This window comes from Clostridium punense (assembly GCF_017874425.1).
GTDB lineage: Bacteria > Bacillota > Clostridia > Clostridiales > Clostridiaceae > Clostridium_J > Clostridium_J punense.
Genome location: NZ_JAGGLL010000004.1, coordinates 50,921 through 74,991, shown reverse-complemented (window position 1 = coordinate 74,991; position 24,071 = coordinate 50,921). Strand labels below are relative to the sequence as shown.

Sequence of the window (24,071 nt, the reverse complement as noted above, 5' to 3'; positions counted from 1 at the left end):
TACTGATTTCATAACTTATACCCCTCCCAAATATATTCTATTACAATTATACCATATTGTTACATAAGCACAATGGTTTATTTCTTTTTGGCCTTCTAGGCTTACTTTTTAATACTTTCATATATTTTAATAGCTTTGCTAATAATTCTATCTAATATTTAGCCACAACAATGAATATGAAAAGGACAAAAATAGATACTTTTGGTTACACTAATATTCGTTCATATACATTCGTATTTTAAACTAGTAACAATTAGCAAAATCTACATTCATTAATTGAACATATATATATCTGAGAATTCCATGTTAATTTTTTCAATATGATTTTCTCCTATAGTATTTAACAGTTCTATAGGACTAGAATCTTCTATAATTTTAATGGGAATTTCTATTATAAAAGTGGTTCCTAGGCCATATTTACTTTTTACCGAAATGCTTCCCCCATGCAATTTCACTAGTTCCTTCACTAAAGCTAAGCCAATTCCACTGCCTTCATGGTTTCTTGTATTAAAATCTGTAGCTTGTCTAAATCTGTCAAATATAACCTCCAATTTTTCTTCTGGAATTCCTTGCCCCGTATCACTAACAGTAATTAGTATTCTATCTTTTTTATCAAATAGGTTTACTTCAATCTTTCCTCCGGCTGGTGTAAACTTAACAGCATTTGATAGGAGATTTAGCATAATTCTCTCAAAAGCATAAGGATCACAGCCAGTAATTCTTTCCTCAATCTCAGTATCAAAAGTTAATTCTATGGATTTATTTTCAATATATTGAGCAACAGATAAGGTAATGTCTTCAACTACGGAAACAATATTATGATTTTGAAGATTTACCTCAAAAAAACCAGAATCAATTTTTGTGATATCAATAAGATTATTTACTAGTCTTATTAACCTATATATATTTTGCTTTATGGTATCTTTATACTTGATAAACATTGAGTTATTATGTTGTGTATTTTGCTGAATATCTATCTCCATAAGTTGCAATGCACTAAAAATAACATTAATAGGAGTTCTCAATTCATGAGATATATTTGCAAAAAACTCAGTTTTCAACTTATCATACTGTAGAACCTCTTCCATAAGTTTGTTATTTTCATTAATTTTACTTTCAATAGTATCCATCATACAATTAAAACTATAGGATAATACACCTACCTCATCCTGATTTTCATAAACAATTCTTTGATTTAAATCTCCATCACAAATTAATTTTGATATAGAAACTAAATCCTCTAATGGCCTAAAGACTTTTCTCAGTAGTAAAATTAAAATAGCACCACCTATAATAAAAAATATTACTGCAATTACAATAGCTTTAATAATAGTGTTTTTTAATGCTATATTAAGATTTTCTAGGGATAATCCTACATTTATAGCTCCTAAGTGTTCACCATTCTCGTAAAGAGGTATTAATACATCTTGTACCTTTACATTCTCTTTTTCGTAAAAGTATTTATCAGAATAAATTTTTCCATTTATAGCAGCTTCATAGCTACCCTTATCTGTTAAGTTTATTCCAATCCTTGTTATATCACTATGTGCAATGGCTTTTAAATTTTTATCTATAATAAGGGCATAAACTACATTTTCCTCTTTTCCCAGGGTTTCAACTACATCCTGCTTAGTTAAAGACACCTTTAATTTATTTATATCATCAACTTGGATACCTACCTGAATTATGCTTCCATCTTCCAATGAAATGGCTCCATATTTATAAAAGTTATTATCTGTTGTACTTTGTCTGATTTCTTCAATAATTTCCTTTTCATTTTTAGTAAAGGCTGAATTTATAGGGTGTTCTTTTGGGATTGAATATCCTACATTTCTCTCTAAATTTGAATTAGTTACTTTCTTTTCTTTACTAATTAAATTTATTTCTGACACATCTGCTATTTTAGCAACTTCTATTAGATATGCATCATCAATATTATGATTTTTACTAATTAAATAAGCTACAGCCTTAATTTTATCAGTTAGTAAATCATCAATTCGTTTTTCGTAGGAATTTGAATACTCTATATGTTTCCCAATTTGTTTTGCAAGGACAATTCCATCTTCTGTAATTTGTTTTTTCATTTGCTCTTTAGTAATATTTAATGCTAATAATGTTAATAGCACAAAGGATATAAAATATATACTGATAGAAATGGAAATAATTTTGAACTTTAAATCTGTACTTTTTAGATTAATCACCGCTATAATTCACCTCTTCTAACTATGATTTAAAATTTTTTTAAATCATAAATGTGAAAAAACCCTCTATTATCTTCTTGATGACTTTTTACCTTCATTATATTTACTTACTTTATTACTTTTTTTTCCTAACCCCTCATTCATTAGGTTTTTTCCTTTTTTATTAACTAATTTAGATTTATCAGCCATGTTTTTATCCTTGGACCCTCTCGGCTTTTCCCTGTCCTTATTATAATCGCCCTTTTGTGAAGTATGATTTTTAATCCATTTCCTTTCATTTTTTAGACTATCTTTTTTTCCATCCGTCCTAACTTCCATCTTATTTTTTCTTGGCTTTATTAAGCACTTCTCACCAAACCCAATTAAATCTTCCCTACCAGCCTCAACTAAAGCAGAGTAAACCAAATCATATTTCATAGGGTCTTTATACTGAAGAAGAGCTCTTTGCATTGCCTTCTCATGTCTAATTTTGGGCACATGAACTTCTTTCATTGTCAAAGGATCAAGTCCAGTATAAAACATAGTAGTAGATAAAGTTCCTGGTGTTGGATAAAAGTCCTGTACTTGCTCAGGTTGATATTTAATGTCTCTTAAGTACTCAGCCAATTCAACAGCCTCTTTTATGCTGCATCCTGGATGGCTAGACATTAGATATGGAATAACATATTGTTTTTTACCCATTTCACAGTTTATCTTGTAAAATTTATCCGTAAACTTGTCATAGGTTTTTCCAGCTGGTTTACCCATAAATTTTAAAACTATAGGAGAGACATGCTCTGGAGCAACCTTTAATTTTCCACTTACATGATGTTTAACAAGCTCTTTAAAAAATGTATCTTTAGTATCTGCCATCATGTAATCATATCTTAGCCCTGATCTAACAAAAACCTTTTTAATTTTAGGTAACTCTCTTACACTTTTAAGCACTTGAAGATATTCCATATGATCTACATCTAAATTTTTACAAGGATTTGGATATAAGCATTGCTTATCCTTGCACGCCCCAAGTTTCAGCTGTTTTTTACAAGCTGGATGCCTAAAGTTTGCTGTTGGTCCTCCTACATCGTGAATATATCCTTTAAAGTCCTTAAATTCTGTAATATCTTTTGCTTCTTCTACAATTGATGCTTCACTTCTACTTTGAACAATTCTTCCTTGATGAAAGGTTATTGCACAAAATGCACAACTACCAAAGCACCCTCTTGAACTAACTATACTAAACTTAACTTCTTCAATAGCAGGTATCCCACCAGCTTCTTCATATATTGGATGATAGTTTTTTTCATAAGGCAACGCATACACCTTGTCCAACTCTTCTCTTGTAAGAGGCATTTCAGGTTTGTTTTGAACTAAATATCCATTAGTATGTTTTTGAACAACAGTATTTCCTCTTATGGGGTCTTGCTCATCATACTGCATTTTAAAAGCTTCTGCATATTTTATTTTGTCCTTGCAAACCTCTTTATAAGAAGGAATTTCAATGTAATTCTCCATACCTTGTAGACTTTCTGTTACATAGCAGGTGCCTGGAACATCAGTAATACTCTTTATATCTTTTCCTTCATTTAACCTATCAGCAACCTCTACAATCTGTTTTTCGCTCATCCCATAAATTAAAAGATCTGCGGTGCTATCAATGAGCATTGACTTTCTTACCTTATCACTCCAATAATCGTAGTGAGCAAATCGTCTCAAACTAGCCTCAATTCCCCCAATTATAATAGGAATTCCTTTAAAAGCTTCTCTAATTTTATTACAGTAAACAATAGTTGCTCTATCTGGTCTTAACCCCATCTGCCCACCTGGTGAATACATGTCTTTATCTCTTAATTTTTTACTCACAGTATAGTGGTTAACCATTGAGTCCATATTTCCTGAATTTACTAAAAATCCTAATCTAGGTGTACCTAGCTTTTTAAAGTCCTCAGTATCCTTCCATGATGGTTGAGCAATTATTCCCACTTTATATCCTTTACTCACTAAAACTCTTGAAATTATTGCAGCTCCAAAGCTATGATGGTCCACATAGGCATCACCTGTAACTAATATAAAATCCAGCTGCTCCCACCCTCTTTTTAGCATATCTTCTTTATTAATCGGTAAAAATCCGTTATTATCCATAGTTCCCTCACTCTTCATGTACAAAATTGAAATATTTATCCTTAAAATAATTTTAATCTATTTAGGTTTACATTATATCATTTTTCGACATATATTTCTCTACAAATATTTTATATTTATATTGTAAAAATAAAGTTGTAAACCTCATAAATTTATTCAGTATACATTGTAATTTAGTTATTAGAAGAATATAAACTTTACTTAAACAATTTCTTCAACTTTGTAGCAATAAATAGGGGTTGTACTTTTTTAATGATTTATAGAATATTGCTTATGATTATAACAAATGCTTTAAGTGTTGTGATTTATTAATAACAATACTTATTTTATAGTATTTTGTTATAATAAGAGTATTACATTTAAATATTGAAAGGAATGACCTAAAATGAAATACAATATAAAAATATTCTCAGATTTTATTTGACCCTTCTGCTATGTCGCAACAGGTATAGTTGCTGAATTAAAAAAGAATTATGAAATAGAAGATAATTGGTATAGCTTTGAAATTCATCCTGAAGTTCCCCCCTTTGGTGAGGAACTAACTGAAATATTCCCTAATACAAAACTCAAACGAATGAAAGAAATGCTTAATATTAGTGGACACCCTTATGGAATTCAATTTGGTGATTTTACTAAACTTTCTAATTCAAATCTTGCTATACAAGCTAGTGAATATGCTAGGGATATGGAAAAATACCATGAATTTCATGAGTTAATGTTTAAAGCATATTTCACAGACTGTAAAGATATTGGCTCTATGGATGTTATCGATGAGGTAGCATTAAAATGTAACCTTAACTTACAGGAACTTCACAAGAGGATTGAAGAGAAATATTATAAAGAAAGATTAAAGTCAATAAAAATTGAAGCTGAAAATTACAAAATAAATAGTATACCCACCTTTATAATAAATGGTGAGAAAAAGATAGTAGGTGCTGTAAGTATGGATGAGTTCGAAAGAGTTTTAAAGGATGTGTTTTAATGAATATTCGTGCAGAGTTTCATTGCCATACAACAGCTTCTGATGGAAGACTATCTCCCTCACAAGTTGTAACCTTAGCAAAGGAAAAAACTGTAGAACTTTTAGCAATAACAGACCACGATACCACTGATGGTGTTGAAGAAGCCTTAATTAAAGGCAAGGAACTAGGTGTAAATGTAATTCCTGGTATTGAACTAAGTTGCATTCACAAGGGAGAAAGCATCCACATATTAGGTTATTTTAAGGGGGATGGCTATAAAAATCCTGAACTTTTATCTTATCTATCCTCATTGAAAGAGTCTCGGTTAAACAGAGCAACTTTAATGGTTGAAAATCTGGAAAAATATTTTAATATAAAAATTGATTTAAATAGGGTTTTAGAGCTTGGTGAAGGTGTAGTTGCTAGACCCCACCTTGCCCAAGCAATCATAGAAGCTGGTTATCCTTATGAGTGGAACTATATTTTTGATAAGTTTATTAGCAAGGATAGCCCTGCCTATATAGAAAATAAAAAAGTATCTATCCCTGAAGGTATAGCAATGCTAAAAAAATATAACTGTGTTGTTATTTTAGCCCATCCTAAGCTTATAAAAAAGACCCCCATTAAGGAGTTTTTAAGCTTCGATTTTGACGGATTAGAAGCTATTTATTTTCAAAACTTTAAAAGAGAAACTGATGAACTTATAAGTCTTTGTAGATATAAGGGCTTACTTATGACCTGTGGCTCGGATTTTCATGGAATTTTATCTGGTGATACAAAGCATGGAATGTTAGGAGATATGACTATAACTGATGAATACTTTAATAAGTTCCTACATAGATATAAATCATAAATAAGCAGCAATGTAACTAAACCTTTATGTCTAACACACCATAAAGTACTTGATTCTAAAAATTAATATACAAAAGCTTCTCATTTAAAGGTTAGAGAAGCTTTTGTATATATACTATAAATTTCTAATATAAACATATATTCTATTCATAACTAAACCCCTTAAAAGAATTAACATGTTAAATATACTAATTAAGTATTAACTTGGACTCATAATAGTTGGAATAATTTAAAGTATTTCTTTTATTCTTTTATAAATATCTCTTGGTATACAAATAAATAGTCCGCTTTCCTCTTTACAATCCAACTCAATAGCTCCATGCCTTTCAGTTCCATTCTGTAACTGAGATGCTTCATTTAAAGTTTGAAATAGCTTCTTTACATTAAGTACTCCAAAACCAGTTTCTATATTTGGATATTCTTGATTCTTCTCTTTAGTGGTAGAAGATATAAAATAGCTTTTTATTTTGGAATAATAAATATTTATATCATTACCCAGAACTACTCCCCACTGATACATTAAAGTTACTATTCCTGCAAGAACAGCTCCTGCCACTGCTGGACCACTCATAATAACAGATTTATTATTTGCAACTATAGTTCTAATATTTTGCCCTGGAATAGCTATAGTTGGTACAATTCTTCCATCTCTAGTGAATCCTTTTCCAGAGTCGATATAAAGCTTGCCTTCTACTTGATTATAAGTTGAACAAACCACTATATTAGTAGCTGTAGAAGGTGTCATTAAGGTTGTATTAGGTATAGCCTCTATAAAACCAGTGTTTCCTTTTAAAAACTGCTTTTGCTCTAGCCACAAATCATATTCCCCATTCAAAACATATTCGCCAAAAATAATTATGGTCCACACGCCCCCAGCAGTATTTCTTATAAAAAAGTCTAATCTTTGATCCAACCTATTAACTCCTGGGCCTTTTTTTTCTGTAAAGTATTGAATTGTAATTGAGCTACCCCCAAGGGTTAAAGTAACTTCCGCACCATTGATAGGCTCAATATTGACTCTTTCAATTCTATCACCATTTGGTGAAATAATCCCTATGGAAACTTGATCTGGAGCTATAACATATAAGAAAAAATTTAGATTCTTTTCTTCTTCACTGACTTGGATTTTAACTTGTTTTTCGATACTCCCCTGAGGAAATGTTTCTCTAAGATGTATTGGAGTATTTCCTTGATCCCCAGTGCTTGTAGCAAAAATTAGATTTCTATTAATAGTGATACTATCTATATATCTTTCAGCTATTGCCCCACCATCATGACCTCCTAGGTTAGTTCCGGTTGCTGAATACACAACTACTGGTCTTCTTAGTCTCTGCTGGAGTTCATCTATATATCTAAATGCAGCTACTACATCATTGCTATCATAAACTCCTTGTTCATAGTTCTCTATTCCCCATAATTCTGCATTGCTTCTCTTCATAGATTTAAGCTTTACAATAACAAATTCACAATTTGGTGCAAAGCTTGTTATAATATCCATATCTCTTAGGTTCCTTCCGCCTACTATACCTGCAATTGCAGTTCCATACCCAACTTCATCCCTATGACTTACAATATCATATGGGTTTCCACCACTTTCACTTACTTTTATTGCTTCATTTATGTTCTCTCTTGTAAATTGAGTACCAAATAAAAGACCTGGTGGAATGTTACCATCATTAATCGACTGATCCCATATTGTGAGTATCCTTGTAGTATTATCAGAGTTCATAAATCTTGGATTTAAGTAATCTATTCCTGTTGCAATTATGGCTGCTAAAACACCACTTCCATTTAATGAGGTATCCTCTCTATTAATTATTATGTCAGCTACATCGCCAGTCTCACTCATGCCTAATAAAGTAAAAGGTGCGCTCCTTTCCAAATTTATAATTTGGGGAAACATCCTAAGAACTTCGCTTATCATCCCTTTTTTAACAAACAAAAGAGCAAAAAATCTATTTGTCATATAAATATGAGCAAAGTCTACATTACTAATTTGATTTGGCAAATCCCCAATGTACTCAACAAAGTAAGTTTCATAATTTTCATCCAAGTAATATTTTCTTGCCTCTTCAGCAGTTAATCCAATTTGAACATTTCCTTCCCTATCTACTTTATTATATTTTAAAAGGGAGGTATGTCTTGTATAATCCATTACACTATCACCCGCCTATAATAAAAACTCAAAAATGACTTTTAAAGCAACTAAGCAAACTACGTAATTTATTCTAAAATTATGCTACTTGTAAAACAAGGATTTATATATTTTATGATAGGTAATGTTGTTTTGTTCTATAAAATTAGAAGTAGTACACTAAATTTTTACTATACACCTCTCGAAGCTCTTTTAAACTTGTATCTCTTACGAAGGCAAGGGTAACTTTATAAAATAATATTAACTATTAAACTAAAAGTAATTTCCTTATAAAATGAAAACTAGTAACCACATGATGTCATAACTAACTTTTGATTGTTGCCCTCTTTACATACTTTCTGAAATCCACAACATTCCAGCCTTAAGAATCTAAAAATTTGTTTTTTGCAAAAATAAAGCTTTAATAACATAAAGCTTTATTGTCTCATTATATCCTTAAAGTACTTACTTACTTTTTCCTTATTAGCTCCAAGGCCTATTTCTTCTTTGTTAATCTCCACTTTAAATGCATTATTTATTTTAATGTTTATATCCCAAAATAACTTTCTCTTTTCATACTCTTGTTTTAAATAATCATTTATAAATTTCTCAATACTTATTGCAGATTCAAATGTATTTCCCTTTTGTAGCTCTCTAACTTCTAACTTTAACTCCTCTTTAACTTCTCCTAAGATTTTAAATAAGTTCATAATCTTCCATCGAAGTGTTCTTATTCTTAAATCTTTTAATGTACTGGTTAAGTTACTTCTAATTATAGGAACTCCATATATAAGCCTTTCTACCTTTTTTACAGTGGTATTTTTACTCTCCTGATTATTAAACTTATCCAAAATAAATAAAGCTCCATAATCATATTCCGTCCTTATTAATCGCCCATATATTTGTTTTAAATCTATAGATACAATAGGAAAATTAATATTTTCATAGGCCTGCCAGTAACTTTTACCTTTGGATAGCTCATTCTCTATCAAGGCCTTAAAAAATGGTTCCCTGCTATTAATATTTGGCATTTTATCCAGAATCACAGTATTCATAGCATCTCCCGGAATGTCTACTCCTTCAAAAAATCCCTTTGATCCAATGAAAACATATCTATGATCCCTTGATTTTAGTTTTTGTATATCTCTTTTACTCTCAATTAATCTAACTCCTAAGGCATTTAATTCTCCTGCTGCTTCTTTTCTAAAAGAATTTAACCTTTTCTTACTAGTGAAAAGTATAAGAATATTTCCTTCAATTTCTTTTATTAATGCCAAAACAAATTCTTTCATCTTGTTCACAAAATTTTCACTAGCTTCTCCACATAAAATGTCCGGTGCATAAATAGCACTTCTTTTACTATAATTAAACACAGGTTTTATTGGCTGAACTTCTACTATTTTTTTATTCTGGGATTTTGCAATATCAATACCTAAAGTGTTTCTAAATCTACCGTATCCTCTGTCTGTAGCTAAAGTTGCTGAAATAAAAGCGCAACTTTTTATTTCGCTAAGAACCTTATCATAAAAAATGCTAGAAACATCTAAAGGAATGCTGGATATCTTCCACCACCTAAGATTTTTATCTACTTCAAAGTAATAGCAGTAATCCTTTTTCTTTTGCTCAACCATATCCTCAATTAAAGAAATATACCCATTAATTCCTTCTATTTTTTCTGCTAACATTTTTAATCTTTTGTCCCCTTCAAGGGAAGATATATCTTTAAGAACAGTGACTGCTTTTTCTAAATATAAATTTAAAGTATTGATGTTCTCCCTAAGTTCTTTTAAGGAAAAACATATTTCTCTATGTTGATAGTCATCTATAATTAATTGTTCTTTCACATTATATTCTGTAGATATATTAAATCTTCTTATATATCTTTCTAAGCTATCCCCTACTCTATTTATGGTTTTAAAGCAAATTTGAAGATTTCTCTCTATATCCTCTATGGGTAAAGTTTTAATATTACTCTTTTTTAATAAATATAACAGATATCCCTTTTTAGCTTCTTTATTATATATTTCATCTAAATATGTTATCAGGTTTTCTGACACTAGGTCATTTTCGAAGGCATCATAAGCTTCCTTTGAAAGATTATGTGCTTCATCTATTACTATATTTTTTATTGGTAGAATTGCTTTATAAGGCCATTTTAACAAAAGAGAATGATTTACCACCACTAACTGTGCTTCCTTTAACTCTCTTACTTTTCCCGCATAAAAGCATTCTTCTTTAAACCTGCAGGTATTTACATCACATAGATCTGAATCACAATTACTCTCTGGTATTAGGTCTTCTAGGTTAAAAACTTTCTTTATCCCATAATTAATGTGCTCAATATCACCTAAGCCCTTTTCTCTAATATATCTTCTAATATAGGTGTATCCCAGTAAAGCATCCATATCCTTGGGGTATTCTATTTCCATAAATCTATCTATACAAAAATAATTTACCTTACCCTTTATTAAAGTATAATTAACTTCATCACTTAAGTTCAGTGTGTCTAAAAGGTTAGGAATGTCTTTTTCAACTAACTGACTCTGAAGACCTTTAGTATTTGTTGAAATTATAACCTTGTCTTCCCCAGAGTCTCTATTTAAATAAGTGTATATGGATGCCGGCAATATGTATGCTAAACTTTTACCTAGCCCTGTAGGTGCTTCCATTATAGTGATATTTCCCTGCTGAAGTCCTTGCCTCATATACTTAGAGGCTTCTATTTGTTGTGGTCTTTCCGTATAAGAGCTTCCTCGTCTCTGCCATATATCCTGGCTTTTAAAAAGCTTTTCATAGTCCTTTAATGCAAAACTCAAGTTAAGTTGTGTTTTGGGTTTTGTGTTGTTCTTCCACTTGTCATTAATAAAATAGTTAACCTCTTCAGTTTTTAAACTAGTTAAATATTTATACCAATTCCACTTTTCAAGCTCTAAAATACTCATTGGAAGTGCATAGCCATTTTCTATGTAAAAACTACTAAGCATATAATTTAAAACCTCTAGGGTATCCTTTGAATCACTTAGGCCTCTATGACTTTCTTCTCTAGAATTGGGCAAGAACTTTTTTATTAAGTATTGAAGATTAAACTCTGAAAGTTCAGGATAAAGAATAGCTGCAAGCTCCATAGAATCTAAAAATTCATTGGAAATCTTTAAAAAGCTTCTTTCAAAACTAGCATTATGACAAATTAGGGGTAAATCCTCAATAAATATCAAAAATTCCTTCATTATTGCTTCAATGGGTCTTGCCTGTTTTATTTCCTCTAAGCTTAAGTCTTTACACAAGTCTAAGATATTTAATGGCACTTGTCTTTTGGGATTAACTAATGTACTAAATTCAGTAACTTTTCCTCCCTTAATTTTTATAGCTCCAATTTCAATTATTCTATCACTATACGGATCTATTCCCGTAGTTTCTATATCTAAAAATATTACATTATTAAGCAACGAATAGGGTTTCATAAGCATCTCTTCCTTAGTTTTTATAATTTATATTAATGCATTAAAGATAATGCATTAATATATCTAAGTCTATTTTGCATTCTCTATAATATATGTTGGATAAAATTATCTTATAATGCAGAAGTAATATTGCAACTTATATACTAAAATCCAATGTACTATAACATAAAATCTATTATCAGTAAACTTCATATATAGTTTAATAAATTTATTATCCTGGGTAAAGTTATATTTATAACCCCTGTTGTAAATGGTAATTTATGTAGTATAATTATGTACCATGAATAAATACACTTAGGCATTTGAAAATAAATAACAAGTCCAAGATGTGAAGGCTATTTTGTGTTCACAAGCAAGCTTGTGCAGACAAGAAAACAGGTTCCGCAGATAGTGGGGCTATCAAAGGGTTCTGTTGACGCAGTATAGCACAAAATAGACGAGCAGATTGACTTATTTATTTTTTGAAGATGCCTTATAAGGAGGACTTCTATGAAAGCTAATATAAAAGAAACTGAAGATAATATCTTAAACTATCTATATGAAAATAAGGAATCATCACCACAAAGTCTTACCAAAATTAGAGTAGCCCTTAATTTGTCCGATAACAAGGAGCACATCAGAACTCTTAAAACCTGTCTTGAAGAGTTAACTAAGAAAGGATTTATTAAAAAACAAGCTGACAGAGGCAACTACAAAATTGATACTAAAGGTATAGAAAATATTGAATTAAAATAGGTGCTCATACTGACCTATTTAATTTTTTCATGATGTATAATACTAAAACTATGGTTAAAAAGGTAATTTATAGGTAAAATTATACTTGTATTTAACTTTACTATTTACACATAAAAAGGAGGCTTTAATATGAGAATAATTATAATAGGTGGAGTTGCAGCTGGTATGAGTGCTGCTGCAAAAGCAAAACGAATTGATAAAAATGCAGATATAGTAGTCTATGAAAGAACTGAAGTGGTTTCTTGGGGAGCCTGTGGTCTTCCATACTTCATTGGAGATTTCTTCACAGATCCTAAGGTAATGATAGCTAGAACCAAAGAAGAGTTTGAAGAAAGTGGCATAGAAGTTAATATAAAGCACGAAGTTTTAAATGTTAATATAAATAATAAAACTTTGAAAGTTTTAGACTTAACTACAGGAAAAGAATTTGAGGACAATTACGATAAATTAATGATTGCTACTGGTGCTAGTCCTGTTATTCCTCCTATAGAAAATGTTAAGCTTGAAAATGTATTCACCTTAAAAGAATATGAGGATGGTATAGCTATAAAAGAACAGCTTAAAAAAGAAGAAATTAAAAACATTGTGATAATAGGGGCTGGATATATCGGAATTGAAGCTGCGGAGGCCATGAAAAAACTAGAAAAAAATTGCAGATTAATTCAGTTAGATGCTAGGGTGCTTCCTGATTCTTTTGATAAGGAAATTACAGATATTATGGAAGAAGCACTAATAAACCACGGTGTAGAATTACATCTTAAAGAAATGGTTAAACAATTGAAAGGTGAGAAAAAGGTAACAGAGGTTATCACTGATAAAGGAAGGTATCCAGCTGATTTAGTAATAATTTGTACTGGAGTAAGACCTAACACTGGATTCTTAAAAGATACCGGCATAGAAATGCTTAAAAATGGTGCTTTAATCATTGATCAATTTGGCGAAACCAGTGTAAAAGACATCTATGCTGCTGGAGATTGTGCTAGTGTTTATCATATAGTACGAAAGGATAATATATATATTCCTCTTGCAACAACTGCTAATAAAATTGGAAGAATTGTAGGAGAAAACCTAGCAGGCCAAAAAAACGCTTTTCAAGGTACTTTAGGCTCTGGGGCTATTAAAGTAATGGATTTAGAAGCGGCTCGAACAGGTATTTCTGAAAATGAAGCTATAAAAAATAATATTCCATATAAAACTATCTTCATTGAAGAAAAAAATCAAACTAGCTACTATCCTGGCCAATGTGATCTTTATATAAAACTAATTTATAATCCAGAAACTAAGATAATTTTAGGTGGTCAAATTATTGGAAAGGATGATGCTGTTCTAAGAGTAGATATTTTATCAACCGCTATATTTAACAATATGACTACTGAACAGCTCGGAATGCTAGATTTATGTTATGCTCCACCATTTGCTAGGACTTGGGATGCAGTAAATGTAGCTGGAAATGTGGCAAAATAGGTTTGAATTTGAGTTGTTAAGCTAATACTTTATAACATTACTTCTTCAAACCTTTAGTGAAATCAAAATAAAGATTTTTAATGGAATAACCCCACATCTTGTTTATGTCCCATACTTTATTTTCTATACTAGAGGATTCAGAGACAAAAACAATGCTTTTAAATTAATTATTATTAAAGCCATGAATAATAGTGGAACTAATTACTTCCCAATTTATTCATGGCTTTATAAGTGCTCAATATTTTTGCTTAATATGGAATAATAGCATACTTTAGATGCTTTGTACTTTAAACAACTCTAAAATTTCCTCTTCACTTAAGGAAGAGAAGCCTTCTCCAACTGATAATTCATCTCCCATAAGCTCAGAGATTAATTTTTTCTTTTCTTCCTGAAGTTGAAGAATTTTTTCCTCAATAGTTCCTTTGGCAATAATTTTAATCACTTCTACCACATTTTCTTGCCCTATTCTGTGGGCTCTATCCGTTGCTTGGTCCTCTACTGCCGGATTCCACCAAGGATCAAAATGAATTACTATATCTGCTGAGGTTAAGTTTAATCCTGTTCCTCCTGCTTTTAAGCTTATAAGGAATACAGAGTTTTCCCCCTGATTAAAGCTTTTTACCATATTCATTCTTTTCTCTAAGGGTACTGCTCCATCTAAATAACTATAAGTAATTCCTTCACTAGAAATTCTTGAACCAATATTTTTTAGCACAGAGGTGAATTGAGAAAACACAAGTATTCTATGTCCTTCATCGATGCCCTTGTGAAGTAATTCAACCAATGCTTCTACCTTGCCACTATCCCCTTCATAATCATTCATTAGCACCTTAGGATCAAGACAGATTTGTCTTAGTTTCGTAATATAAGCCAATATCTCAATTTTACTATTTTGAAATTCTTCATCTCTTACTTTCTTTTCCATTAGCTCTACAGCATACTTAGCATAGATATTATAGATTTTCTTCTGTTCTTCACTTAAATTAACTCTCAAGGTTTTCTCTATTTTTTCTGGTAACTCTTTAATAACATCACTTTTTCTTCTTCGTAGTATGAATGGATTAACTAAATTCCTTAACTCAGCTAATATCTCTGGTGCTTCTTTTAATTTCTTATGGTACCTTACACTAAATCTTTTTTCATCATATAAGTATCCAGGCATAATAAAATCAAATATGGACCATAGTTCCATAAGTGAATTTTCAATAGGCGTGCCTGTTAATGCAAATTTGTTTTTACCTTTGATTTCTTTTACTGCCATAGCATTTTGTGAATGAGGATTTTTTATATTTTGAGCCTCATCTATAACCACGTTATAAAACTCTATCTTATCATATAGGTTTAAATCCCGCTTTAAAAGATTATAACTAGTTATAATAACATCGAACTCTTTTAAGTTTCCTATTATTAGTTCTCTTTCCTCTGGTGATCCACTTACAGCAACAACCTTGCAACTAGGAGCGAATCTCTCGAATTCTTCAACCCAGTTATACACTAGTGATGTAGGGGTAACAATTAAAGTTTTAGTGTTTTTGCAAGAGGATACATATGCAATAGTTTGAATGGTTTTACCGAGTCCCATTTCATCTCCTAAAACCCCCCCAAAACCTAAGTATTCTAGAGTCTTAAACCAATTATATCCTACTTTTTGGTATTCTCTTAAAGCTCCCTGTAAATCTATAGCTTCCTTAAACTTTAACTTACTTATGTTTTTAATTTTTTCTGTTACTTCCTTTAATTTTGATTTTCCTTTTATATACCTAATAGAGTTTTCCTCTAAATAACTCTCCAAATAATGTGCTTTACTTTTAGCAATTTCTAGTTTGTTGTTTTCTATATTGTTCTCTGATAAATCATCTAATAACTTCAAAAACTTTTTAGTCTCTAACTCTTCTAAATCTAGGTATTCCCCAGTTTTGAGCTTATAATATTTAAGATTATCCCTAAAAGCTCTCAGAATTTTTACAGTCTCCCTTGGATCTACGTCTCCAAGCTTAAAGTCCATATCAAAATAATTATATTTTCCTGATGCTATGGTGGCCTTTATACCCTTCACTCCAAGGGCTTTAACACCTTTAAAGTTTTCTGAATAATAAACTCCACCAATTTCTTGAAGCTTATGTACCTCACTTTTAAAAAAGTTAAATATATAGTCTTCCCCTCTTCTAAAATAAAACTTTCCACGCTGCTCTTCAAAGCCTAGTCTTTTAATAGTACCAAGAACTTGTGCTTCTTTTTTATGATCTCTATATATTACTTTTTCTGTGAATTCTTCTAAAATATTAAATTCATAGGCTTCATACTTAACTTTTAAATTTAGAGTTATATGTTTTTGTTGCTGATCAAAATAAAAATTAAAGCTACAATTACCCATAACTATTTTTTCTTTTACAGACTTCCCTAAAGAAACTCTAGGAGATAAAACATTAAGGTCTGGAATTAACTTTCTTAATATGGTATCTTCCTCATCCATAGGAATAGATATAGCCTTATCTCCGCTGAACACATGTAGATATGGCTTAATTTTATAACAAAACTCATAATCAGGAAGATATACTGTTGTTCCATAAAGAAAAACATCCTCATTTACACCTAAAATCATAGGCATTCCTCCAGGAGATTTGAGAACGTAGTTATCCCTTATAGTTTTTATATCAAAATCTATCATTGGAGCTTCTAGTAAAATTTCTGTTTCTGTAGTTCTATAGAAAAAGCCTTCATTTAAGTAAGCTCTATGCATTTTAATTGTCTGAAAAAACTCCCTCACTAGGTAATTAGGAATATTAATGTACTTCCCATCAATAACAGATTTTCTTCCCTTGATGCCATATACACCCTTACCCTCTATAGTTTTAAGCATTTCTATAAAACCCAAAAGCCTTTTATCTTTTGAACTTAACTTATGACTATCCCTATAAAAGCTAAACTTCTTTCCATATGCTATTGGAAAGCTATTATCACATGCTAATAAAAACTGATTAATATCCTTCAAAACGTATAATTCATTAGCCATCATGGTTTTTAGTCCTATTCTAAACTCCGCTGTAAGCTCATCATCCCATGGACTTTTATTTATGTAAACTTCTATTTTAACTTCTTCTTTTTCCTGTTCATCGCCTAAAAGCATGGATAAAATATTTCCTTTATGCTTTATAATATGATTCTCATTTTGTTTTTCATTAGAAAGCAAAGGATGCTTCACTAAATCATCTAATGCTTTATAAAAAGTTGCAACTAAATGTTTACAACAATAATTATTGTTTTTAAGTTCATTTTTCTCAAAATCAATACATGTACAGGTAGTATTAATAAAAGTTCTCTTTGCCCCATCAATTTCTATTTTTGTCCTATACTCATTAAAAAGGTTTTCTGAAATCACATTGCCAGTTATACAAATTAAATTTTCTTCTGTAGTAATATCCACTAAGGAAACCAAGTCATTATTAATAATTCTTTGACCTTTCAAATGATTCTTACCACTAGTTTCCTCTGTAAATATTTGTAGTAACATATCTTCCGTTAGCATAGCTTCTCCTTAATTTAACAACTATATCTTTATATAATATTAAAAATTATTGAATTAAAAATTTATTATTGACTAGTAACCCTATATTATTAAAACTTTACATTCGAAGTTATAATAGTTTAAATATCTATTCCTAAGCTTCAACTTCACTTATAATTTATATCCTCATAATGCTTTTATTATATCACACTAAAACAAACTGTTAATCAACTCTAATAGTATATTCACATTACCCCTTCCTAAAGAGAATTATACTATAATAACAGAATTTACGACGAGTATTGTCAATTTTATACATAATAATAATTTACAATATTTACATATGTCTATCTTATGTAAAATTCTTTAATTTTGTTATTGTTTTTTGTTAAAAATATGATATACTTAGCTTGTGAAATAAAAAACATATTTTTAGGGGGACTTAAAACATGAAAGCAAAAGCTATATTACTATCTATAATAATGGCAACAACAGTACTTGCAGGATGTGGAGCTAAAGAAGAAGCTAAAGCACCAGCACCAGCTACTCAACAAACTCAACCAGCAGCTACAGAAAAAAAAGCTGACGTAGTAACTACAGCTTCAATAGTAAAAGAAACTGAAGCATTTGAAAAAGCTTTAGGAAAAGAAGGAACTTGGATTATCGCTTCATTAAACGATATCACTTCAACTAAAGATTTAGTATTAGATGGCGAGTTCAAAAATGGTAAGAAAGATAAAGACGGTAAAGATGTTATACAAAGAAAAATAGCTCTTTACACTCAAGATGCTGACAAAAAAGTAACAGATAGATTTACTTTAACAGCTCCAAAATTAACAATAAAGAGCCCAAATGCTAGAATTCAAAGCGGAACTTTCAAAGGCGATCTTTATGTTGAGACTAAAGACTTCCAATTAGTGGATGCTAAGGTTGAAGGAAACGTATATTTTTCAAGTGAAGAAGCAAAAGCTGGCTTCAAAATGGATGGTACTTCTTCTATAACTGGAAAACAAGAAGTTAAGAAATAGTATATTAAGACAAGCTATAAATATATAAAATCAGCTAACTTATTCAATGAATAGGTTAGCTGATTTTTGTTTATTAATTTTATTGCTATGATGCAACAACCACTAAAGCATAGGAATTATCTTTCTGGAATTCACTTTCCTTAAAATCTCCATAAAGTTTAACCTCCTCATATCCAGCCTCATGTAAAAGCCTTATTAGCTCATAGCTTAGTAGTGGATATAGCGGAATTTCATTTTCTAATTCCTTACCTTCTACTTCTAAAATGGTTTTAAAGAAAACTTTGTTTAAATCTTTGTTGTATCTATAGATACGCTTAAATTTAAGTCCAACTTCCGCATTTTCTATAGTAGGAAGTGAAGAAACATTTTGAGATAACACCCTATCATAATTAATTATTTGAACTATAAGCTTTCCTTGTTCTCTTAAAATAGCTTTCACAGCTTTCAGAAAGCTACTAATTTCTTTCTCCCCATCTAAATGCACCAAAGAATTTCCTATACAAAAGGCTAAATCATATTGGGAGTTTAGAATATCATTTAACTCTAACATATTCCCACATAATGCATTTACATTTAAATTTGATTCTAAAGCTTTAGTTTTTAATTCTTCTACCATCTTGGCGTCTAAATCTACTGCCGTTACTTTATTACCTTGTTTTGCTAACTCCAAGGAATAACCTCCAGTTCCACAAGCAATATCTAATATATCCTTCGGTATGTCTCCGATAAATTTATTTAAAAAATTAACTTGCGCCTTACCAGTAGGAAAAATATAATCGTAATACTTTGATATTTCTTCATAAAATTTCATTATACCTTCTCCTTTTTTGATTTTTTATAAACTTAAAAATCTAATTTATATTAAAACTTCATGAAAATTCTAATATGTAACACGTTTTAAACTTAAACCCTTTCCTTGTGCAATTGGACCATTTTCCGGTCTTTTCTTATTATTTAATACTCTTTCCACATCTTTTATTTTTAGTTCTCCCTTTCCAACTTGTAGAATGTATCCAATAATAATATTCGCCATATTCCATAGGAAATCATTTGCATCTATTTCTATCTCTAATATGCTCTGATTTTCACGTATATCTATGTAATTGATAGTTTTAACTGTGGACTTCGAGTTAGGTTTTAATGTAGTAAAGCTTTGAAAATCTCTTGTTCCCACTAAAAACTCTGCTACATTTCTCATTTCTTCTAAATTAAGTTTTTCATCAATGTGGTAACAATATTTTCTATCAAATACACTTCTAAATCTCTTATTATTTATTGTGTATGTATAAGTTAAAGATTTTCTATTATATCTAGCATGAAATCTTTCATCTACCTCTTCAATATCTTTTACCACAATATCCTCTGGCAAAAATTCATATAAGTAATCTAGCATGACATTTATACTATATTTACAATTTGTATGAAAATTAGCTATATAGTTTTCTGCATGAACACCTATTTCTGTTTTCCCACAACCTATCAATTCAATTTTCTCTTCTGCCATTTTTGACAAAACATTTTCTAATTTACTTTGTATGGTTAGGTCATTGTCCTTTAGTTTTTGCCACCCTTTATATTTGCTTCCATCAAATTCAATTATCATCTTTAAGTTTCTCATATTAACCACCTTTAATTTATTGTATTATTTACTATTTAATTTTACCATTTATACTTCAATCATACTTATGGTATTTAAAATAAGCAATACAAATTATTTTGACTTAAGTAAAATTAAAGACTGCTTACAATATCCTTGTAAGCAGTCTTCTATACTCAAGTAGAATTTTTACTATAACTTTGTCATTACTTCTGTTTCAAAAAACTTTCTAGCACTTAGTCCTGAAACACTGTGAACTTCACCGTCATCTATTTTTACAGATACACCATTGGTACAGTTTCCTAAGCAGAATACTGCCTCAACCTTAACTTTTTCTGAAAGCTTATGTTCCTCAATGGCTTGTTGAAAAGTATTTATAACATTGTAAGAGCCTTTAATATGGCAGGATGTTCCCACGCAAATACGTAGAGTTACCACAAAATCTACTCCCTTCCTTTATAGTGTACGTGTAATAAATCATGAACTCTTCCTTTTAATAATCCTGAGTATAAAGAAATCATTACTGGGTTTTCCTCAGAACGTTTTATACTACTCATTCTATCAGCTTCATATAATCCAGCACCACGTTTAGCTTTTCCTTCATTCATGGTAAATGGTTGTCCTGCACCAGAAACGCACCCACCTGGACATGCCATAACTTCTACGAAATCATAATGTGCTTCCCCAGCTTTAATTCTTTGTACTAAATCATCTGCATTTTTAAGTCCACTTACCACTGCAATTTTTAATTCACGGCCTTCAACAGTGATACTAGCTTCCTTAAGCCCTTCCATTCCTCTTACACCATTAAATGCAATGCTGCGTAAAGTAGGAGTAGATTTATCATCCATTACTCTACGGATAACAGCCTCTGTAACTCCTCCCGTTACTCCGAAGATAACTCCAGCTCCACTGCTAACTCCAAATGGCATATCAACTGCTTCTGGTTCTACTTCTGAGAATATTATTCCAGATTCTTTAATCATTTGAATAAGTTCTTGAGTAGTTATTACATAATCAACATAAGGAACTCCATCTTCCTTAAATTCATCTCTTTGAGCTTCAAACTTTTTAGCTGTACATGGCATAATTGCTACCACTACAACTTTCTTGCTTGAATGTTTGTAGTGCTCTTTTAACACAGAAGAGAACATTTGCATTGGCGAGCGGCAAGTTGAAATATTAGTTAATAAGTCTGGGTGAGTATTTTCTGCATAGCTTACCCAAGCTGGACAGCAAGATGTGAATAATGGTAACTTTTCATTTTTCTCAAGTCTTGCTAGGAATTCTCCTGTTTCTTCTAGTACTGTAAGGTCAGCTCCTGTTGATGTATCAAATACTGCGTTAAAGCCCATTTTTCTTAGTGCTCCAACAATCTTACCCATTACATTTTCTCCATCTTTGCAGCCAAGTTCTTTACTTATTCCAACTCTAACTGCAGGAGCAATTTGTACAACTACTTTTGTATCTTTATCACTTAATTCTTTCCATAACTTTGAAGTATCATTTTTGATTACAAGTGCACCTGTTGGACATACTGCAGCACATTGTCCACAGCCAACACAATTTGATTCTGCTAATGGCTCATCATATGCAGTACTTACTGTCATTTCTGAACCTCTTCCTACAAAATCAATAGCTCCAACATTTTGAACTTCATCACACATTCTTACACAGTCACCGCATAGTATACATTTGCTCTTGTCTCTAGCTATGCTTACTGAGGATTTATCTAATGCTGGTTCTTCAGAAGTATTGTTGAATCTTATCTCCTTTATCCCAAAACGTTGTGCTAGATCCTGAAGCTTACAGTAACCATTCTTTTCACAAGTTGTACAATCTCTACAATGATGTGAAAGTAAAAGCTCAAGAATCATCTTTCTATACTTCCTTAGTCTTGGAGTGTTTGTATACACTTCCATTCCAGCTTTAGGAGGTGTAGAACAAGCAGCTTCAATTTCTCCCCACTTATTTTCTACCATACACATACGGCATGCTCCATAAACTGAAAGCTCTGAGTAATAGCAGAAGGTAGGTAAATCTATCCCTGCTTTTCTTACTAGCTCAAGTACATTTTTTTCTCCATTTATTTCAACAGGCATATTATCTATAAGCATAAACTGTCCGTTCATTCTGTTAATCCTCCTTTATAGCTTTGAAGGCACAAGATTCAATACAAGCACCACACTTAATACACTTATCTTTATCTATCACAAATGGTTCTTTAACTTTGCCTGAAATTGCGCCTACAGGACAAAGTCTTGAACATTTAGTACATCCCTTACACTCATCTTTTTCAATGTAAATAGTTTTAAGCTTTTGACAAGTTTTTGATGGACATTTCTTATCCACAATATGAGTTATATACTCATCACGGAAGTTTTTAATAGTACTTACTACTGGGAATGCAGCTGTTTTTCCAAGGCCACATAAAGCTGTTGAAGAAATAGTGTCTGCAAGCTCTAATAACATATCAATATCTTCTAAAACCCCTTGTCCTGCTACAATTCTCTCCAGAATTTCAAGCATTCTCTTTGTACCTTCACGGCATGGAACACATTTTCCGCAAGATTCGTTTTGTGTAAAGTTCATAAAGAATCTCGCTACTTCCACCATACAAGTGTGTTCATCCATAACAACAAGACCACCTGAACCAATCATAGCTCCTGCTTTTTTAAGGGAATCAAAATCTAGTGGTAAATCTAAATGCTCTTTTGTAAGACATCCACCTGATGGTCCACCTATTTGTACAGCCTTAAATTCTGTACCTCCACGCATTCCTCCACCAATATCAAAAATTATCTCTCTTAAAGTTGTACCCATTGGAACTTCAATAAGTCCTGTATTTTCAATATTTCCTGTTAATGCAAAGGCCTTTGTTCCTGGACTCTTCTCTGGGCCTATTCCTCTATACCATTCTGCACCATTAATAATTACTGATGGTACATTTGCAAAGGTCTCTACGTTGTTAAGTACTGTTGGCTTTCCAAATAAACCTTGTTCAACAGTTCTTGGTGGTTTAACCCTTGGCATACCTCTTTTTCCTTCAATAGAAGCAGTAAGAGCACTTCCCTCACCACATACAAAGGCTCCAGCACCTTTATTGATTTTTAAATCAAAGCTAAAGTTTGTTCCAAGGATATTTTCTCCAAGGATTCCATACTCTCTTGCTTGTTTAATTGCATTGTTTAATCTGCTTACAGCAAGAGGATACTCTGCACGTACATAAATATAGCCTTCTTGAGCTCCGCATGCTATACCTGCAATCATCATTCCTTCAATTACTCTATGTGGGTCACCTTCCATGATACTTCTATCCATGAAGGCACCTGGGTCACCTTCATCCCCATTACAAACTACATACTTAATCTTTTCTTGTTGACGTTTAACCTGAGACCACTTACGACCTGCTAAGAAGCCACCGCCTCCACGTCCTCTTAAGTTTGATTCCTCTATTTGCTTAACAATATCCTCTGATTCCATTTCAAATAAAGCTTTTTCAAGCGCCTTGTATCCGCCTACTGCTAAATATTCTTCTATTGAAGTAGCATCAATATGTCCACAATGTTCTAGTGCAAGTCTAGTTTGTTTTTTATAGAAAGGAATTTCCTCTTGCTTCCTATGTATTTCTCCATCTTTTCTGTAGGCGAGTCTTTCAACACACTGATTATTCATTATAGTTTTTTCTATAATTTCTTCACAATCTTCTGGTTTTACTTTTATATATAAATATCCCCAAGGTTCAATTCTTACAAGAGGACCCATTTCACAGAATCCGTGACATCCACTTTTTTTCATTCCTACTGACTCGTCATGTGGCTCTTTCTCAAGACTTACGTCACAATTTATACCTTTTTCATTCATTATTCTTAAAAATTCATCATATATGTCTAAAGCACCACCAGCTACACAACCAGTACCTGCACATATAAGAATTTTCTTAGTTTGCATTTTTAAACTGTTACTATATAAATTTGAAAGATCAATTAAATCTTGTTTGTTGCGAAGCAT

At 31.3% G+C, this 24,071-nt stretch carries 14 protein-coding genes and 1 pseudogene; 5 read left to right on the top strand and 10 right to left on the bottom strand.

The window, feature by feature from the left end; translation table 11 throughout:
• Positions 1-272 precede the first annotated feature (272 nt).
• The gene (locus J2Z44_RS03490; RefSeq protein WP_209649343.1) at positions 273-2,201 is read right to left on the bottom strand and encodes a HAMP domain-containing sensor histidine kinase; all 1,929 of its coding nucleotides are present in this window, start codon (positions 2,199-2,201) and stop codon (positions 273-275) included.
• A 69-nt stretch (positions 2,202-2,270) separates the two neighbouring features.
• On the bottom strand, positions 2,271-4,322 hold the full coding sequence (locus tag J2Z44_RS03485) for a YgiQ family radical SAM protein (protein WP_021283384.1): 2,052 nt from the start codon (positions 4,320-4,322) through the stop codon (positions 2,271-2,273).
• Positions 4,323-4,758: 436 nt separating this feature from the next.
• Between J2Z44_RS03485 and J2Z44_RS03480 the strand changes: the two are divergent.
• A pseudogene (locus J2Z44_RS03480) lies at positions 4,759-5,304 on the top strand (DsbA family oxidoreductase); the annotation flags it as partial.
• Positions 5,304-6,137 (top strand): PHP domain-containing protein, encoded by an 834-nt coding sequence (locus J2Z44_RS03475; RefSeq protein WP_021283382.1) that lies wholly within the window; start codon positions 5,304-5,306, stop codon positions 6,135-6,137. The pseudogene J2Z44_RS03480 and the gene J2Z44_RS03475, both read left to right, overlap by 1 nt.
• Before the next feature lie 228 nt (positions 6,138-6,365).
• Here J2Z44_RS03475 and J2Z44_RS03470 read toward each other — a convergent pair whose 3' ends face one another.
• Positions 6,366-8,291 carry a S8 family peptidase gene (locus tag J2Z44_RS03470; RefSeq protein WP_021283381.1) on the bottom strand — a complete coding sequence of 642 codons (1,926 nt, stop codon included), beginning with the start codon at positions 8,289-8,291 and terminating at the stop codon, positions 6,366-6,368.
• Positions 8,292-8,707: 416 nt separating this feature from the next.
• Positions 8,708-11,731 (bottom strand): helicase C-terminal domain-containing protein, encoded by a 3,024-nt coding sequence (locus J2Z44_RS03465; RefSeq protein WP_021283380.1) that lies wholly within the window; start codon positions 11,729-11,731, stop codon positions 8,708-8,710.
• A 489-nt stretch (positions 11,732-12,220) separates the two neighbouring features.
• On the opposite strand from J2Z44_RS03465, the gene J2Z44_RS03460 reads away from it, so the two are divergent.
• A complete protein-coding gene (locus J2Z44_RS03460; RefSeq protein WP_021283379.1) occupies positions 12,221-12,466 on the top strand; it encodes a hypothetical protein in 246 nt (81 codons plus the stop codon).
• Positions 12,467-12,595: 129 nt separating this feature from the next.
• Entirely contained in the window at positions 12,596-13,930 is a 1,335-nt protein-coding gene (locus J2Z44_RS03455; RefSeq protein WP_209649342.1) for a CoA-disulfide reductase, read from the top strand.
• Between the two features lie 271 nt (positions 13,931-14,201).
• Here J2Z44_RS03455 and J2Z44_RS03450 read toward each other — a convergent pair whose 3' ends face one another.
• Entirely contained in the window at positions 14,202-17,456 is a 3,255-nt protein-coding gene (locus J2Z44_RS03450) for a DEAD/DEAH box helicase (protein WP_021285077.1), read from the bottom strand.
• A 428-nt stretch (positions 17,457-17,884) separates the two neighbouring features.
• Here J2Z44_RS03450 and J2Z44_RS03445 point away from each other — a divergent pair, with 428 nt between their 5' ends.
• The gene (locus tag J2Z44_RS03445; RefSeq protein WP_021285076.1) at positions 17,885-18,463 is read left to right on the top strand and encodes a hypothetical protein; all 579 of its coding nucleotides are present in this window, start codon (positions 17,885-17,887) and stop codon (positions 18,461-18,463) included.
• 85 nt (positions 18,464-18,548) lie between these two features.
• On the opposite strand, the gene J2Z44_RS03440 is transcribed toward J2Z44_RS03445, so the two are convergent.
• From J2Z44_RS03440 to nuoF, 5 genes are all read right to left on the bottom strand, one after another.
• A complete protein-coding gene (locus tag J2Z44_RS03440; RefSeq protein ID WP_021285075.1) occupies positions 18,549-19,274 on the bottom strand; it encodes a class I SAM-dependent methyltransferase in 726 nt (241 codons plus the stop codon).
• Positions 19,275-19,343: 69 nt separating this feature from the next.
• Complete coding sequence (truA, locus tag J2Z44_RS03435; RefSeq protein ID WP_021285074.1) at positions 19,344-20,081, bottom strand: tRNA pseudouridine(38-40) synthase TruA; 738 nt, start codon at positions 20,079-20,081, stop codon at positions 19,344-19,346.
• A 171-nt stretch (positions 20,082-20,252) separates the two neighbouring features.
• Positions 20,253-20,498, bottom strand: coding sequence for a (2Fe-2S) ferredoxin domain-containing protein (locus J2Z44_RS03430; protein ID WP_021285073.1), 246 nt, complete (start codon positions 20,496-20,498; stop codon positions 20,253-20,255).
• A gap of 5 nt (positions 20,499-20,503) precedes the next feature.
• Positions 20,504-22,192 (bottom strand): [FeFe] hydrogenase, group A, encoded by a 1,689-nt coding sequence (locus J2Z44_RS03425; RefSeq protein WP_021285072.1) that lies wholly within the window; start codon positions 22,190-22,192, stop codon positions 20,504-20,506.
• Positions 22,193-22,196: 4 nt separating this feature from the next.
• Positions 22,197-24,071, bottom strand: a complete 1,875-nt coding sequence (nuoF, locus tag J2Z44_RS03420) for an NADH-quinone oxidoreductase subunit NuoF (RefSeq protein ID WP_021285071.1) — start codon at positions 24,069-24,071, stop codon at positions 22,197-22,199.

Bases quoted from the DNA above. Each gene is read 5' to 3' on its own strand.
- J2Z44_RS03485 (WP_021283384.1), bottom strand. From the start codon at position 4,322: ATGGATAATAACGGATTTTTACCGATTAATAAAGAAGATATGCTAAAA.
- J2Z44_RS03475 (WP_021283382.1), top strand. From the start codon at position 5,304: ATGAATATTCGTGCAGAGTTTCATTGCCATACAACAGCTTCTGATGGA.
- J2Z44_RS03470 (WP_021283381.1), bottom strand. From the start codon at position 8,291: ATGGATTATACAAGACATACCTCCCTTTTAAAATATAATAAAGTAGAT.
- J2Z44_RS03465 (WP_021283380.1), bottom strand. From the start codon at position 11,731: ATGAAACCCTATTCGTTGCTTAATAATGTAATATTTTTAGATATAGAA.
- J2Z44_RS03460 (WP_021283379.1), top strand. From the start codon at position 12,221: ATGAAAGCTAATATAAAAGAAACTGAAGATAATATCTTAAACTATCTA.
- J2Z44_RS03455 (WP_209649342.1), top strand. From the start codon at position 12,596: ATGAGAATAATTATAATAGGTGGAGTTGCAGCTGGTATGAGTGCTGCT.
- J2Z44_RS03450 (WP_021285077.1), bottom strand. From the start codon at position 17,456: ATGCTAACGGAAGATATGTTACTACAAATATTTACAGAGGAAACTAGT.
- J2Z44_RS03445 (WP_021285076.1), top strand. From the start codon at position 17,885: ATGAAAGCAAAAGCTATATTACTATCTATAATAATGGCAACAACAGTA.
- J2Z44_RS03440 (WP_021285075.1), bottom strand. From the start codon at position 19,274: ATGAAATTTTATGAAGAAATATCAAAGTATTACGATTATATTTTTCCT.
- truA (WP_021285074.1), bottom strand. From the start codon at position 20,081: ATGAGAAACTTAAAGATGATAATTGAATTTGATGGAAGCAAATATAAA.
- J2Z44_RS03425 (WP_021285072.1), bottom strand. From the start codon at position 22,192: ATGAACGGACAGTTTATGCTTATAGATAATATGCCTGTTGAAATAAAT.
- nuoF (WP_021285071.1), bottom strand. From the start codon at position 24,071: ATGCTTCGCAACAAACAAGATTTAATTGATCTTTCAAATTTATATAGT.